This window comes from Bifidobacterium sp. KRGSERBCFTRI, assembly GCF_025908335.1.
The window spans coordinates 237,839-253,237 of sequence record NZ_CP109653.1 but is presented as its reverse complement, the minus strand read 5'-3'; the positions used below and the strand labels follow the sequence as shown (position 1 = coordinate 253,237).

Annotated in this window: 14 protein-coding genes; 9 read left to right on the top strand and 5 right to left on the bottom strand. The window is 58.6% G+C overall.

The window, feature by feature from the left end; all coding sequences use genetic code 11:
• Positions 1 to 154: 154 nt before the first annotated feature.
• From rpmH to OGI63_RS01010, 8 genes are all read left to right on the top strand, one after another.
• Positions 155 to 289: a 50S ribosomal protein L34 gene (rpmH, locus tag OGI63_RS01045; protein ID WP_003807168.1), complete on the top strand. Its 135-nt coding sequence runs from the start codon at positions 155 to 157 to the stop codon at positions 287 to 289.
• Positions 290 to 309: 20 nt separating this feature from the next.
• On the top strand, positions 310 to 675 hold the full coding sequence (gene rnpA, locus OGI63_RS01040; protein WP_003807160.1) for a ribonuclease P protein component: 366 nt from the start codon (positions 310 to 312) through the stop codon (positions 673 to 675).
• Positions 676 to 698: 23 nt separating this feature from the next.
• A complete protein-coding gene (gene yidD / locus OGI63_RS01035) occupies positions 699 to 1,004 on the top strand; it encodes a membrane protein insertion efficiency factor YidD (RefSeq protein WP_011743919.1) in 306 nt (101 codons plus the stop codon).
• Positions 1,004 to 2,041 carry a membrane protein insertase YidC gene (gene yidC / locus OGI63_RS01030; RefSeq protein WP_011743918.1) on the top strand — a complete coding sequence of 346 codons (1,038 nt, stop codon included), beginning with the start codon at positions 1,004 to 1,006 and terminating at the stop codon, positions 2,039 to 2,041. The genes yidD and yidC overlap by 1 nt, the downstream gene beginning before the upstream one ends.
• Positions 2,042 to 2,196: 155 nt before the next feature.
• A complete protein-coding gene (locus OGI63_RS01025) occupies positions 2,197 to 2,724 on the top strand; it encodes a protein jag (RefSeq protein WP_011743917.1) in 528 nt (175 codons plus the stop codon).
• 77 nt (positions 2,725 to 2,801) lie between these two features.
• A complete protein-coding gene (gene rsmG, locus OGI63_RS01020; RefSeq protein WP_041777455.1) occupies positions 2,802 to 3,536 on the top strand; it encodes a 16S rRNA (guanine(527)-N(7))-methyltransferase RsmG in 735 nt (244 codons plus the stop codon).
• A gap of 278 nt (positions 3,537 to 3,814) precedes the next feature.
• Positions 3,815 to 4,759, top strand: coding sequence for a ParA family protein (locus OGI63_RS01015; RefSeq protein ID WP_003807153.1), 945 nt, complete (start codon positions 3,815 to 3,817; stop codon positions 4,757 to 4,759).
• Between the two features lie 2 nt (positions 4,760 to 4,761).
• A complete protein-coding gene (locus OGI63_RS01010) occupies positions 4,762 to 6,048 on the top strand; it encodes a ParB/RepB/Spo0J family partition protein (protein WP_011743915.1) in 1,287 nt (428 codons plus the stop codon).
• A gap of 54 nt (positions 6,049 to 6,102) precedes the next feature.
• Here OGI63_RS01010 and trxB read toward each other — a convergent pair whose 3' ends face one another.
• The 5 genes from trxB to OGI63_RS00985 form a co-directional block, all read right to left on the bottom strand.
• The gene (gene trxB / locus OGI63_RS01005) at positions 6,103 to 7,044 is read right to left on the bottom strand and encodes a thioredoxin-disulfide reductase (protein ID WP_011743914.1); all 942 of its coding nucleotides are present in this window, start codon (positions 7,042 to 7,044) and stop codon (positions 6,103 to 6,105) included.
• Positions 7,045 to 7,216: 172 nt separating this feature from the next.
• Positions 7,217 to 9,244, bottom strand: a complete 2,028-nt coding sequence (locus tag OGI63_RS01000) for a hypothetical protein (protein ID WP_011743913.1) — start codon at positions 9,242 to 9,244, stop codon at positions 7,217 to 7,219.
• A gap of 40 nt (positions 9,245 to 9,284) precedes the next feature.
• The gene (murJ, locus tag OGI63_RS00995) at positions 9,285 to 11,024 is read right to left on the bottom strand and encodes a murein biosynthesis integral membrane protein MurJ (protein WP_011743912.1); all 1,740 of its coding nucleotides are present in this window, start codon (positions 11,022 to 11,024) and stop codon (positions 9,285 to 9,287) included.
• Entirely contained in the window at positions 11,021 to 13,180 is a 2,160-nt protein-coding gene (locus OGI63_RS00990) for a DUF6049 family protein (RefSeq protein WP_011743911.1), read from the bottom strand. The genes murJ and OGI63_RS00990 overlap by 4 nt, the downstream gene beginning before the upstream one ends.
• Positions 13,144 to 13,821, bottom strand: a complete 678-nt coding sequence (locus OGI63_RS00985; protein WP_021912890.1) for an NUDIX hydrolase — start codon at positions 13,819 to 13,821, stop codon at positions 13,144 to 13,146. The genes OGI63_RS00990 and OGI63_RS00985 overlap by 37 nt, the downstream gene beginning before the upstream one ends.
• Positions 13,822 to 13,905: 84 nt before the next feature.
• On the opposite strand from OGI63_RS00985, the gene OGI63_RS00980 reads away from it, so the two are divergent.
• Complete coding sequence (locus OGI63_RS00980; RefSeq protein WP_011743909.1) at positions 13,906 to 15,324, top strand: CCA tRNA nucleotidyltransferase; 1,419 nt, start codon at positions 13,906 to 13,908, stop codon at positions 15,322 to 15,324.
• Positions 15,325 to 15,399: the final 75 nt, after the last annotated feature.

The window sequence follows — 15,399 nt, the reverse complement described above, 5'->3', positions numbered from 1 at the left end:
GATTATGTGGATTGTTTTATGCGGGGAATCCCCATGAAAATGTGAAGAAAAATGGACGACGCGACAATCTGTTCAGGGGTCAGAGTAATTTAGTAGAGCTTGACTCATGAGGAGCCGTGCCTTGGCATGGCTAAAAACACCGGGAGCATTAATTATGAAGAGGACATTCCAGCCGAACAACCGCCGTCGCCACATGAAGCACGGTTTCCGTCAGCGCATGCGCACCCGCGCAGGCCGCGCTCTGATCAACCGTCGCCGCGCCAAGGGCCGCAAGTCCCTCGCTGCCTGATTTTTTAGTGGCATAGAGCGGTGGAACGGCTGAAAAGCCATCGCGATTTTGTTGCGGTGCTCAAACGCCGTCGTAGGGTATCGCGAGAAGACATCGTCGTGCATTATCTGATGCACGACGATGTCGTAACGGGCGATACAGCGACGGTGCAAGGCCGCCGTGTCGGCTTGGCCGTTTCCAAAGCTGTTGGCAACGCGGTCACGCGCAACGCCGTGAAAAGGCGTTTCCGTGTGCTTGCACGAAAGTACGAATCACTATTACCTGAATCCTGCGATATCGTGTTGCGTGCCAAGCCAAGTGCCGCACGTGCCGATTTCCTGTCGCTTGAGCAGCAGATGGCATCGTGTTTCGAAGCGGTGAAACGTAAAACCGCTTCCCGACAATGAGCAAGGGGCATCATCGCAATTGGATGGTGCGGCTCATCCGCTGGTATCAGAAACATATTTCCGCCCATACCGCACCTCGGTGCCGGTATTATCCCAGCTGCTCCAGTTATGCGATTCAGGCGATTGAACGATTTGGCTGCCTTAAAGGTGGCCTTCTTGCGTTATTACGCCTTCTTCGTTGCAACCAGTGGAACCGTGGAGGAATCGACGACGTTCCACAGCTCTATTCCTTGTTTTACAGATGTTCGTGGTCGAAGGCACATGAGGAGCCTCGTCTCACGCCTCTGGATGTAGATGAACCTATAGGCGATAAGGAGAATGGCCTGTAATGAATCAAGATCAATTCCTCCTCGATAGTGGTTTCTGGGGCTGGCTGTACAAGCTCCTGTACCCCGTCGAGTGGCTCATGACGCAGATTATGGCCGGATTCCACCGATTCATGGTGATGCTGGGCATGAACGAGATCGGTTTCTCGTGGGTCATGTCCATCGTGTTCCTGGTGATTGTGGTCCAGGCGTGCGTGTTCCCGCTGTTCTACAAGTCCATGAAGGGCATGCGCAAGATGCAGGCCCAGATGGCCGTTTTGCAGCCCAAGATGCAGCGCATCCAAAACAAGTACAAAGGCAAGAACGATCCCGCCAGCAAAGAGGCTTTGCAACGCGAGATGATGAAGCTCTACCAGGACAACGACGCGAACCCGATGGGCGGCTGCACGTCGATGCTGCCTATGTTCGTGCAGGGTCCTGTGTTCATGTGCATGTTCTACACCCTGTCGGCCATTCCATACATCGCCCGTGGCAAGTTCAGGAACGGTTCCGGCCTCGGCGCCTTCGACATCGCCACCGCCAAGCAGTTCACCTCCACCAACGTGTTCGGCGTGAACGTGGCCGAGAACTTCACCACCGCCGACATCCACGGCAAGATCATCATCGGCATCTTCGTGGCGTTGATGTGCTTCTGCCTGTGGCTCATGCAGTACAACAGCATGAAGCGCAACATGGCCCAGAGCGCTGCGAACAAGCAGACTGAAATGATGCAGAAGATGATGCTGTGGATGTTCCCGATCATGTACATCTTCTCCGGCGTCGCCATGCCGTTCGCAGTGCTGGTGTACTGGTTGACCAACAACATCTGCAACCTGCTGCGTTCCGTCTGGCAGATCCACGTCTTCCCGACTCCGGGATCCCCGGCCGCCGAAGCGAAGGAAAAGCGCGACCACGCCCACGAGAACGCCCGCCGCGCCAAGGCCGGTCTGCCGTCCCTCGAAGAGGAGGAGCTGCAGAAAGCCAAGAAGGCCGCGGAGGCGAAGGAAAAGAACGGCTTCCAGCGTCAGCAGCCAAGCCGCAAAAAGAAGAAGAAGAAATAACATCAAGTGTGTGTCCTGTGTTTCACGTGAAACGCAGGACACACCGCTTTTGTATCGGGCGAATCGCCCATATGATACAACCCAATCAGTAGACTTTCAGTAGACTTTCAGTAGACTTGAAATAATACGAACCCCGCTCAAAGGAGTAAAACACCATGGCGCAGGATGCTGAGAAAACCATCGATCAGCTCAATGACGAAGCTGACATCGCTGCCGATTACCTTGAAGGATTGCTTGACATCGTCGACTACGAGGGCGATATCGAAATGGGCGTGCGCAACAACCGTCCGACCGTGCAGATCGTTGCCGACGACGACACCGACATCAAACATCTGATCGGACGCAACGGCGAAGTCGTGGACGCCCTGCAGCAGCTCACCCGACTCGCCGTACAACAGAAGACCGGCGAGCGGTCCCACCTCATCGTGGACGTGGACGGCTATCTGAAGCGCAAGCGCCAGCGCCTGCACGACCTTGCGCTGGATGCCATCGACGAGGCGCGCGAGACTGGCGAGCCGGTGGACCTGAAGCCGATGAACTCCTTCGAACGCAAGATCATCCATGATGTGGTGCGCGAGGAAGGCATGAAGTCTCGGTCCCATGGCGAAGAACCGCATCGTTACGTCACGGTGTACGTCAAGGCTTCCGCAGCCGATGACGCCGACGAGATCGACGAAGCCTGAAATAGTTTCACGTGAAACATGAAGCGTCGCGAGTTTCTCGCGGCGCTTTTTGATGCCTGTAGATTAGGATGGTGTGCATGAGTGATGTGAATGACGAATTGGATGGGTCGCCGATTCTTGAGGAAGTGCTTGGCGATGCATTGGGCAAGTTGAAGGTGTTTCACGTGAAACTTGCTGCGGAAGGAGAGCCGCGCGGGCTGATAGGGCCACGCGATGTCGGTATTATTTGGGAACGGCATATTCTGAACTCCGCGGCCATCGTACCGTTCATCCGTGAAGCAACGGCCAAGAGGCAATTCAAGACGGTGGCGGATATCGGCAGTGGTGGAGGATTCCCCGGTATCGTGGCGGCCGCCTGCCTGCCGGACCACCAGTTCACTTTGGTGGAACCGATGGAACGCCGTATCGAATGGCTTCATGAGTGCGTTGACGAAATGGGATTGGACAATGTCTCGATAGTGCGCTCCCGAGCCAACGCCGTAATCGAAGCCGTCCGCGGTTCGAACGGTGGCCGGAAGGGCAGGGGAGAGGATGCCGTCGATCTCGACGGAAATCCCATCCCGGTCAGGCATCCGTTTGCCGTGGTGACCTGCCGTGCGGTCGCGCCGATGACCAAACTATCCGGATGGACGCTGCCGTTGCTGGACAAAGGCGGACGGCTGGTTGCCCTGAAAGGACGATCCGCGCAGGAGGAAATCGTCAAGGCCACCAAAGAGATCTCCAAAAACGGCGGTATCCATCCCCGCGTGGTGGAGGCCGAGGTCGGTCCGGGTCTGGAACCGACGCATGTGCTGATGGTGGACGAGCGATAAGTTATCCACAAAATCGCGTGAGTTATCCACAGTATCCACAATCGCGGAAATGTGTTACGAAGCATCTTGAAGAAGCTTGGAATTGCAACGATTGTTCTGTGGATAACTTTTGGGTGGTCGGATGAGTTATCCACCAACTATCCACCGTTGTTCACAATGGTGCACATGGCCGTGAACAGGTGAAAATCTGTCCACCCAAATGATGAAACTTGATTGTTGAATATGTATAGGAAGGCTAGTTCATGACTGGACCTGAAGAACCAGACAATTTGACGTCGATGGAATCCGCCACGGAAACCATCAAGCGAATCTTCGAAGGCTCGACATCCCCCGTAGGCGCGCAAATCGCTGATGAATCGACGCGATACAAGGCATTGGAGCATGCGGTCTGCCCGAAGCCGGCCCAAACGCGCCTGATCGCAGTCGCCAACCAGAAAGGTGGCGTCGGCAAAACCACATCCGCGGTGAACCTGTCCGCGGCCTTGGCCCGTTTCGGATGCAAGGTCCTGCTTATTGATATGGATCCGCAGGGCAACGCCTCCACGGCATTGGGTGCCCCGCACGCCTCCGGTCAGCCTTCGGTGTATGACGTCATCGAAGGACGCAAGCGCATCGCGGAAGTCAAGTGCACGTGCCCTGATTTCGACAACCTCGACGTGGTCCCCGCATCCATCGATTTGAGTGGCGCCGAACTTGAGGTCGCCGACATGGCGGATCGCAACTCGCTGCTGAAGAACGCGGTGGACGAGTTCCTCGCCACCAGCGAAGAGCATTACGATTACGTGATCATCGACTGCCCGCCGAGCCTGGGTCTGCTGGTGATCAACGCCATGTGCGCCGTGCACGAAATGCTGATTCCGATTCAGGCCGAGTATTACGCCTTGGAAGGTTTGGGCCAGCTCATCAACACCATCGGACTGGTGCAGGAACATTACAATCCGTCGCTGCTGGTCTCCACGATGCTCATCACCATGTACGACAAGCGCACGCTGCTGAGCCGCGAAGTGCATGGGGAAGTGAAGAAGCACTATCCGACAATCGTGCTCGACACCACCATTCCGCGCACGGTGAAGATTTCCGAAGCGCCAAGCTTCAACCAAAGCGTGATCGCATACGACCCCAAGGGCATGGGTGCGATCGCGTACTGCGAAGCCGCGCTGGAACTTTCGCGTCGTTCCGATACGGTGCTGCAGGCAATCGATGCAAGAAGGAATGAGAACTGATCATGGCAACTAAGTCGCGTTTGGGTAAAGGTCTTGGCGCACTGTTTCCTTCTCTTCCGGGGGAGCCGCAGCATCAGGAGCATGCGGCGCCTGCCGCTGCCGCCAAAGAAGTCAAGGCTTCCAAGACTGATGAGCATGTGGAATCCAAGAGCGCGTCCGCTACCGCACAGGCATCGGTGAACGCCGTGCAGGGGATGAAGCATGCTGTTTCACGTGAAACAACCAAGAAAAACCAGCATCGTCGTGCCAGCATGCCGTCGATTTCGTTGAACGAAAGCGCGCATCCCGCGGACATGTTCTTCGGCTCCACCGCTCAGCCAGCTTCCGAACAGGGCGAGCAGCAGGGGAGTGTTTCACGTGAAACCACGCCGACCGAACATAAGAAGGATGAACCGGAACTGCTTCCCGTGCAGGGTGGATATCTGGTTGAACTGCGTTTGAGCGACGTCGGTCCCAATCTGCATCAGCCACGTACCATTTTCGATGAAGACGACCTGCGCGAGCTAGCCGAATCCATCAAGGAAGTCGGCGTACTGCAGCCAATCGTCGTACGCAAGCGTCCGCAATCGCAAATCGAAGCCGCCCGCAGGGAAGCCACAGCCAAACCGGCCGAACCGCACAACATGTTCGACGGGCGCATGGATAGCATGTACGAGCTCATCATGGGCGAACGTCGTTGGCGCGCATCGCAGATCGCCGGCCTGAAAACGATTCCGGCCATCGTCAAAACCACCGCCGATGACGATATGCTACGTGACGCACTGCTGGAAAACCTGCATCGCGTCGCGCTGAATCCACTGGAAGAGGCGGCTGCCTACCAGCAAATGATCGACGATTTCGGCCTGACGCAGGCCCAACTGTCCAAGTCGGTGTCGAAATCCCGTCCGCAAATCGCCAACACCTTGCGATTGCTCAACCTGCCGGCCGCCGTGCAGAAGAAGGTCGCATCCGGACTGCTGTCCGCGGGCCACGCGCGTGCGCTGCTGGGACTGCCGACGGAAGCGGATATGGAACAGCTGGCCACGCGCATCATCGCCGAGGGGTTGTCCGTACGCAGCACCGAGGAAATCGTGTCGATGAAGGCCGCCGAAAGCGACCAGCCCAAGAAGCCGAAGGCCAGCAAGCTCAATCCGTGGGCTGGTACCCCCGTTCAGGTTGGTCTGGAGCAGCGTTTCGGCACCAAGGTCTCCATCAAGGGATCGAAGAAGCACGGGCGAATCGAAATCGTGTTCAAATCGGAAGACGATATGGAACGCATCGTCGACCTGCTTATGCAGCAGCAGAGCTGAACGAACCGAGCCAATCGAGCTCGGCGAGCGATAATGATTTGAACGATTTGAGCCTTACTTGAGCGAATCGAGATAAGCCTGCGCATCCAGCGCGGCGCGGCACCCCATGCCCGCCGCGCTGATGGCCTGCCGATAGACGCTATCCATGCAGTCTCCCGCGGCGAAAACGCCGGGTTCGCTGGTACGCGTGCTGGCGCCATCGACCGTGATATAACCGGCTGAATCGACGTCTACAAGCCCGTTAAGAAAAGCAGTGGCAGGAGTGTGCCCAATCGCCATGAAAACGCCGTTAGCGGGGATTACAGAGGTCTTTTCGGTGGCGGTGTTGCGCACCTCCACCTTCTGCACGCCGTTCTCGTCGCCGCGAATCTCCTGCACCACAGCGTCAAGCATGAAATCGATTTTCGGATTGCGTTGCGCACGCTCCACCATGATGCGGGAAGCACGGAACGTGGAACGCCTATGAATAAGGGTGACGGACGAGCCGAAACGGGACAGGAAATCAGCTTCTTCGAAAGCGCTGTCGCCGCCGCCGACCACCACAATCGGCTTGTTGCGGAAGAAGAAACCATCGCAGGTGGCGCAGTAGGATACACCTTTGCCTGCGTATTCCGTCTCGCCTGGCACGCCCAGCTTACGATAGTTTGAGCCTGTTGCGATGACCAGCGCGCGTGCGTCGTACACGTCGCCGTCGTCAAGGGTGACGGTTTTGATGCCGGAATCGGCATTCGAAGCAACCGAAACAACATCGTCCCAAACGATATGCGTGCCGAACCGTTCCGCCTGCTTGCGCATATTGTCCATCAGATCCGGACCCATGATGCCATCGGGAAAGCCTGGGAAATTCTCCACTTCGGTGGTGTTGACCAACTGGCCGCCGGGCGTCAGCGCGCCGGCGACGACCAGCGGCTCGAAGCCGGCGCGGCCAAGATAGATCGCGGCAGTATAGCCAGCCGGGCCGGAACCGATAATCACCACATCACGCATATCACTCATGGTTGCTACTGTAATGCAGTTTCCACGACGGTTGCGGGCGGTTTTGCAGATGGCGTTCAAAAAAGCGTTCAAAAAGGCGTTCAAAAAAGTCAGCTATCCGTCACGTTGTTTCACGTGAAACAAAAAGAGGGTGTGCGGAACAATCCGCACACCCTCCTTGTCTGCCGATGCGTCAGAAAATCTGCACCGAATCGATGTACAGCTGGTTGCCGGGAAGGCTGTCGAACGGCACCCACAAGAGGATGTCCTGGGTCTCCACGGCCTTGTTGAACTTGATTTCGGTGGTGCCGCTGGCGTCGAACTCGAACTGGGCGACCTGTTCACCCTGGTTCGGGCTGGACTTGGCGTTCACGCGAATGTAGCCCTGGCCACCGGAAGAACGGATCTTGATGACCATGCGATACGCTTTCTGGGGCTGGCTGAGGTGGAGGTAATAACCGTAACCCTGTTGTCCGTCCGGATTGGACAGGAACTGGCGGTTGTCGATCTCATACGGAGTCGTGTTCTCTGGCATCTTCGGTTCCGGAACCTTCCGCACCTTCTTATCCGAAGTCACCACCTTGTCGACGTCCTTCTTGGCGGAATGGCTCTTCTTCGTGGTTTTCTTCGGCTTGCTGGAATCGGAGCTGCCGTTGTCGGAGCTGTTGGCATCGTTGGAATCGTTGTTTGCATCGCTGGCGGAGCTGCTGCCATTGCCGGAATCGCCATTATTGCCGAAAGGCACGTCGTCAAGGTTCATTTCCGGCCACGGATTGTTGGAATTCGTATTGGTGATGCCGTCATCGGGCTTCTTGGTCAAACCATGAATGGCGAATCCCAATGCGACGGCCACCACAATGAACGCGACCACAATGGCCACGACCTTGGTGGTGAGCTTGCCGAACAATTTGGCATTGGCGACCTCGGCCGGACTGGAGGAAGAGGCTTTAGGGGCAAAGCTCGGCGGCACCGCAACGGGGGCTCCGTTTTCGTTCTGATATGCCGCGTCGATCGCTTCCTGCTCCGCCTTCAACGCGCGTGCGGATTCCTCGCCCGGCTCGATGACCCGTCCGTCAGGTCCGATCACCGGAATGCGACCGGTCTTCTCCAATTGCGAATCGTCCGTATGATAATCGCCCTGCGGCGACGGCGTGGAAACACGGATGGGGAAGGAGAACGGCGAATCCACATCTTCGGAGGATCCGTCGAGGTCCTCTTCGCTGAGTAGTTCGCGGCTGTTGTTCCACAGCGATTTCACGGCACCGCCGGTCGCGGCCATACCCTTGGCCAAGGCTTCCTTGCTGTCGGAGAAATCAGTGTGTGGTTCAGGCGCTTCGAACGTCATTTCCGGAATGCTTCCGGTTTCAGCCAGCGTATCGGGCAAGGCGATGGCATCCTGCTCGAGAATCTGCAGCAGGGGCACGTTCACAATCGAGCATTCCGAATCCGCGGACGGTAACGCAATATCGGGGCCGTTAAGCTTCACCAGCGGCTCGTAGTCGCCCAGCAACGCCTCCAATTCGGCGATGGTGGCCATCGGAACGGTCGGGAAACCGTCCTTCTCCTTGAGATCCAGACCACGCTTGCAAATCACGCGGAACTCCATCGGCACGTTCGGTGAAATCGCGTCAAGATGGTAGTTCGTGGACAGCGTCGACGGCGTGCGCGTCAGCAGGGAATACAGCAGGGAAGCGACCTGGCGAATCGCAAGCTGCTCCTGGTTTTCCACGGATTGCACGCGCGAAGTATCGGCCAGCATGATGCTTACCGGCGCGTCGGCGATTTCAATGCCGTTGCGGGTCAATCGCACGGTGTCCGTGCTGATCGAGAAATGCGTGAGATTGTCTTTCTGCAACACGTGCAGGGCTTCGACGACCTCACCAAGAATGGAACGGATCGCGGTGAAGCTCAGCGGCTTGCTGGACTGCGTGAGATACTCGCTCAACGACATGCCGGCATCGAGCTGCGTGATCACCAACGCCACCTCGCCCACGTGCTGAAGCTGCAGCACCTGCGTGAAATGGGCGTCGTGGGAAATCGCCAGCATGGAGGCCGTCGCATTGACGTCCTGCAAAGCCTTGCGGTTGTTGACGATAAAAAGCTGGCAATCCCGGGCAAGCACGTGATCGCTTGCCTTCCAAACCTGCAAGCCGGTTTCCTCGCGCAATGGCGAAACCAGCACATAGCGGTTGCTGATGGTATCTCCCAGTTGAGGTTTCATGGTTTCCTTCAACTCTGTAACGATTGTTCTACCTACGCTGTTATTCTTGGTCGCCGTTTTCGGCGGTACTTTGCTCAAGTTTACCGTTGGGGCTGGCCGTTCCGCCAGACTTAGGCTTGTTGCCAAGCCCTGGTATGCGGGCGGCGAGCATGCCCACGACCGAAGTGAGCTCCTCGGCACGCAGCGCCCACAGGCACGCCAGATAGACGATGGCGATGACGATGGTGAGCAGTATCGCGGACAGAACCGCCTGACCCCAGTTCATAGTGCCGTCGTCGGGGCCGATATGCGCTCCGACCAGCCGGTAGACGCCGTTGCGGCACAGCAGGCCAATCACGCAGGCGGCTATCGTGGCCACCAGCGCCTTCGCATAGGCGGTGATGATGCGCTTGTCGTCCACATCGCCGTCGAAACGGGAGCGGAGCATGTGCGTAAGCAGCGGATACGGCAGGATGAAGCTCACCGAAATCGCCAATCCGATGACGGTGATCCACTGCGTGGGCGGCAGAATGAACGTCGACGCGATGATGACGCCACCCTGGATGGTCATGGTGATCGCCATGAAAATAAACGGATGCTTGCCGTCTTCGAACGCGTAGAACGTGCGTTGGATGACCAGATACGAGCTGGAAAGCGGCAGGCCGATGCCCAAAGCGGCGAGCGGCGTGCTGATGAGCAGCGCCTCACGCACGCTGATGGACGGCAGCAGTGCGAGGATGATCGGCAACGGAAGCACGATGAACGCCGCTGCGAAGAAGCACATGATGAGATTGAGATTACGCAGGGCCGAGCTCAGATCCTTGCGCGCCTCGTCGATATTGCGGTCCGCGATGGCTTTCGATATTTTCGGGAAGATCGCAGTGGCGATGGACACGGCGATCAGCGAATACGGCAGCATGTAGATGGTGTACGCATTCTGATACGAGGCGTTGCCGGCCACGTCCAACTGGCTCATATGCAGCTGTTCCGAAGCCTTGAACGGCGCGCTGGTGGCCACGCGGGTGACGATGATGTTGACGATCTGATCGACGCCGACGATGCCGAGGCTCCACGCGGCGACCGGTCCCATCGAACGCAGTCCGATGCCGTGAACGCCGAATTTCGGACGGTATTTCAGGCCGATTCTCGTCAAAGGAATGAACAGCACCAGCGCCTGGAACGCCACGCCAAGCGTCCAAGTGCCGGCGGTCAGCGCGATTTTCGTCGGCGTCCAGAAGTCCAGCGGACGTTCCGTGGCCCTGCCGAACATCGCGATGAACGCGCCGAAACCGATGCAGCTGATGATGTTCGCGCCGACCGAGCTCCACGCATACGTGACGAAATGGTCCTTCGCCGCGAGAATCTGCCCGATCACCGTATACAGGCCGTAGAAGAAGATCTGGGGCATGCACCACAAGGTGAAGGAGGTGGCGAGGGCCATGGTTTCGGCGCTGCCGTTGACATACAGTTTGGTCAACAACGGCGTGGCAACGGCCATGAGCAGCGTCACACCCAACAACAGGGTGATGGCAAGGGTGATGAGCTTGTTGAGCTTGGTTTCGGCGTCCTTCGATTTCAGCGTGCGCACGATCTGCGGCACAAGCACCGCGTTGAAGATGCCGCCGGAAACCAGCGTGTAGATGACCTGCGGAATCATCGAACCGGCCTGGTAGGCGTTGGCGGCATAGCCGGTGGTGCCCAAGGCCCAGGCAAGCAGGATGGTGCGGATTTGGCCGGTCACGCGCGAAGCGGCGGTACCGGAGGCCATGATCAGTGAGTTACGGCCAACGGAAGAACTCATTCGTCGGGATCCTTCTTACGGTTGAATTGACGCCACAGTCCCACAGCGCCCAAGAGCACGGCGAAGCCGATGATGACGAAACCGCTCTTGTCGCTGATCTGCAGCGCGCTGGTGATGTGGGTGACCTGCGTGGCTCCAAACGCTGCACCATTCCTGTCGAACAGGCTGATGGTGGCGTTGGCGGTGCCGGACGTGGACACACGGATGGTGAACGCCACCTGTGCCTCGCCGTGGGGCGGCACCTGCACGGTGTCGAATCGGGACGTGACGATCTGCATGGAATCGGTCAGCGACGAGACCTTCACCTTCACCGGGTACGGGTGGCTGTTGCTGATGGTCACCGGCATTTTCGCGGTTTCGCTGACCACATTCACGCTTTCCGTCGGCGTGATCGCCACACCGTTGATCAGCAGGGCCGCGAGCTGGTTCGCGCCTTCCGCCATCGTGCTTCTGGAAGGGCTTTCGCCGCCCAACGCGTGCAGGGCCATGATGGTGTGGGCGTTCGTCAGCTGCCTGCTCCAGGTGTTGACGTCGGATTCGTCTTTTCCGTTCGGCTTGACGAGGATCGACGTATTGAAACGTTTGATGTTGCTCGATGAGTTCGCCAGCGCGCTCAGAGTCTGCTGGACGTCGCTGCGCATGCTATCGGTAAGGCCGTCCGTTTGGGGAAGGTCGGTTGACATGCTGGCCGCATCTTCGGAGATGTCGGCATCCTTCAACGTGGCGAGATCGGTGAGGTTCAGCCACGGCGACTGCTCGATGTCGCTCATCAGCGCGTCCACAACACTGGGGTCGGAATCCTCGTTCAGACAGACCAGCAGGTTGCGTTCCGCATAAGGCTGTTCCATCTGGTAGAACGCGCTTTGCGCGACGAATCGCGCCAATCTGCCGGCCGTGGTTCCCTCGCTGTCGGCGTTGGCATCGTCACTGGTCGCCTTGCCTTGGGCCAGGCCGGAAAGCACATTCTGCGCGGAAAGCACGGTGATGTCCCCGACATCGGTGGAGACCACCGTCTTGCCGGTACGTACGGTATCCGCATCGTCCTCTTCGAAGTCATGCGTGGCGATGACGGTGCCGTACCCCTGCTGGCGGGCCTTCGTCAACGCTTGTAGGGTCCAATTGCCGTTGCCCTGCCACGCGTATGCGGTGATGTCCGCGTTGCTGTCACCCAATGCCGATTGATAGGTTTTCCGGGCTTTGGCTGCGGACCATTGACGGTCGTTGATACCGGCTGCGCTGTAGGCCGGAGCGTTGTTCATGGCGCTGTAGGCGGTCATGTCGAACAATGCGGGCTGGGTGATGCCGTCGACCCGCGTTGGCATCGCCATCGCCTGCAGGTAGGTCGGATCTCCTACGACCTGCAGCATGTCGTGCTTGGCGAAGGTCTGCTGCAACGATTTGAGCCGTGCGTCGTCATCCTTGCTGGGCATGGCGATTTTCGCCAGTTTCGAGGAGGAAATACCCCCTTCATCGACCAGCTGTCCAAGCAGCTTGCTGTCGGTGGTCCACCCGTTGGCGGCCAGCGGCTGGGCGACGGTGATGTGCAGCGCCGGCGTGCTGGGCGTGTGGAGTCCCGCGCCGGTGCGCGTCACGAACGTATGCGATTGAGCAAGGGGGGTTCCGTTGGCGGAATAGCTCAGCAGCACCGGCTTCGGCCCCCAAGAGTTGATGGCCGCGAGCGATTCCTGATGGGCGTCCGCGTCGATGCTCACGTTGGCGCTGGCTCCCGGCTGCAACGCGGGCACATCGGCCTGTCCCACGGATTGCGGGGTGGGGATTCGCCCGTTGCCTTCAGACCAATCCTGGATGTCGTTGCGCGAAACGAACGTGTAGAAGGCGTTCATGGCCAGCGTCAGCGTTCCCGCGGGAATCTCCTGTCCGGTCGTGTTGGTCACCGTGGCGTTCAGATGGTATCCGGAGGTGTCCGTCAATACGGCCGTGGAAGAGTTGATGGACAACATACCGTCCGTCGACTCCGCCGATGTGGTCGATTCCATGGCCCTTGCCGATGGCGTGGGTGCGTATAACAACATCAACGCCATGGTCAATACCATGGCGAGGATGGATGATAACGCGCGAAGGCCACGCGAAACGTGCCGTTGTGCGGATTGATTCACTATTACGCCTGTCTGTTGAGTTTCCTTGCGTACAACCATGCTATCTTCCGTTCGTTCGGATAGCTCAGCACATCGTCCAAATCAGCAAAATCCACCCAAATGGCGTCTTCGGCCTCATGGTCGGGATCGCCTTCGACGGTCAGCTCGCCGCCGATCTGCCGCAACGCGAAGTGGTGCACCAGCTTGTGCACGCGTTGGCTGGTACCGGTGAACCAATAGTCGATGGTGGCGATGGAATCGACCACCTCGCCCAGAATGCCGGTTTCCTCATGCACTTCGCGCACGGCCGTCTGCTGCGGCGTTTCGCCTTTTTCGATATGTCCCTTCGGCAGGCACCATTCCAAATGCCCGCTGCGTGAATGACGTGCGATGATCGCCACGCGACCCTTGTCGTCGAACACCAGCCCGCCCGCCGAATACTCGCGCACCACCGGCAGCTCCTGCGCGTCAAGCGATGCGAACGTGGTCGGACCATCCGCGGTGCGCCGGCGCGGCATCATCGCCGGCGTAGGCGCGCTCGGCGTGATGATCGTGCGCTGCTGCAATTGCTGTAGTTGTTGCAGCTGCTGCAGCGAAACCGACTGCGATGTGTACAGCAGTTCGTCCGGTTCCAGCGGATTTTGGGCATGGTCGTCCGCAGCATGGGCAAGCATGCGTGCAAGGTCTGCGGGCGTAATCATGATTCCAACCATACTCAATTCTGTGTGCAGGTGGGGTAACGGTATGCTGGTAAACGGAAAACTTGTGGTGCTGAAAGGTATGGCGTGAACTTCGAAGTGTGGCCAGAGGCCATTGAATTAGGACGTATGTTTGCTGCGGAAGGCTACGAACTGGCACTGGTCGGGGGTCCTGTCCGCGACCTGCTGCTGCATCGCAAATCGCATGATTTGGATTTCTGCACATCGGCGCGTCCCGAGCAGTTTGAGCATATTCTGCGCCGTTTTGGGCATGATGGCTTCTGGGATATGGGCCGCAAATTCGGCACGCTCGGCGCGATGCGCAGGCGTGAGGACGGCACCGAGGTGAAAGTGGAGGTGACCACCTACCGTTCCGACACGTACGACCCCGACTCGCGCAAGCCGGAAGTCAATTACGGCGACACGCTGGAAGGCGATCTTTCCCGCCGCGATTTCACCGTCAACGCGATGGCGTTGCGTGTTCCGGAACTCGAATTCGTCGATCCGTTCGGCGGTGCGAACGATTTGGCCAAAGGCGTGCTGCGTACCCCCGTCGATCCGCGGCAGTCGTTCGACGACGATCCGTTGCGCATGATGCGCGCCGTGCGTTTCGTGGCGCAGCTCGGCTTCCGCATCGAGCCGGAAACCGCCGAAGCGCTGTCCGACATGGTCGATCGCATCGAAATCGTCTCCGCCGAACGTGTGCGCGACGAACTGGTCAAGCTGCTGCTGTCCGATCGCCCGCGCGCCGGCATCGAAGCGTTGGTCGATTCCGGTCTTGCCGACATCGTGCTGCCGGAAATTCCCGCGCTGCAGCTGGAAATCGACGAGCACCATCGCCATAAGGACGTGTTCGAACACACCATGATCGTCATCGAACGCGCCGTCGCCCTCGAAACCGGTTCCGACGGTCCGGTGCCGGCCCCGGACCTGACGCTGCGTCTGGCGGCTCTGCTGCACGACATCGGCAAGCCGAAGACCCGTCGTTTCGAAGCGGGCGGCAAGGTGAGCTTCCACCGTCATGACGCCGTCGGCGCGAAGATGACGCGCAAGCGTTTGAAGGCACTGCATTTCGACCACCACATGGTCGAGGACGTCAGCGAGCTGGTCAACCTGCATCTGCGCTTCCACGGCTACGTGGAGGAGCCGTGGACGGATTCCGCGGTCCGCCGCTACGTCAAGGACGCTGGCCCGCTGTACGAGCGTCTGAACCGCCTTACGCGCGCCGACACGACCACACAGAACAAGCGCAAGGCCATGATGTTCTCGGCGGCCATGGACGAGATGGAACAGCGTGTACGCGACCTGAAAGAAAAGGAAGACTTCGACGCGATCCGTCCTGACCTCAACGGCGACGAGATCATGCAGCTGCTAAGCATCGAACCAGGCCCGATGGTCGGCAAGGCGTACAAGCACATGCTGGAATACCGCCTCGATAACGGTCCGGTGGAGCGTGACGTGGCCGTTGCCGAGCTGGAACGCTGGTACAAGGAGCAGGGCGAATAGCGATTGACATGCGGTGGTTTCGCCGCATGCATGGAACAGCTCGAATACGAAAACCCGCGTTCCCGATTGGGGGAG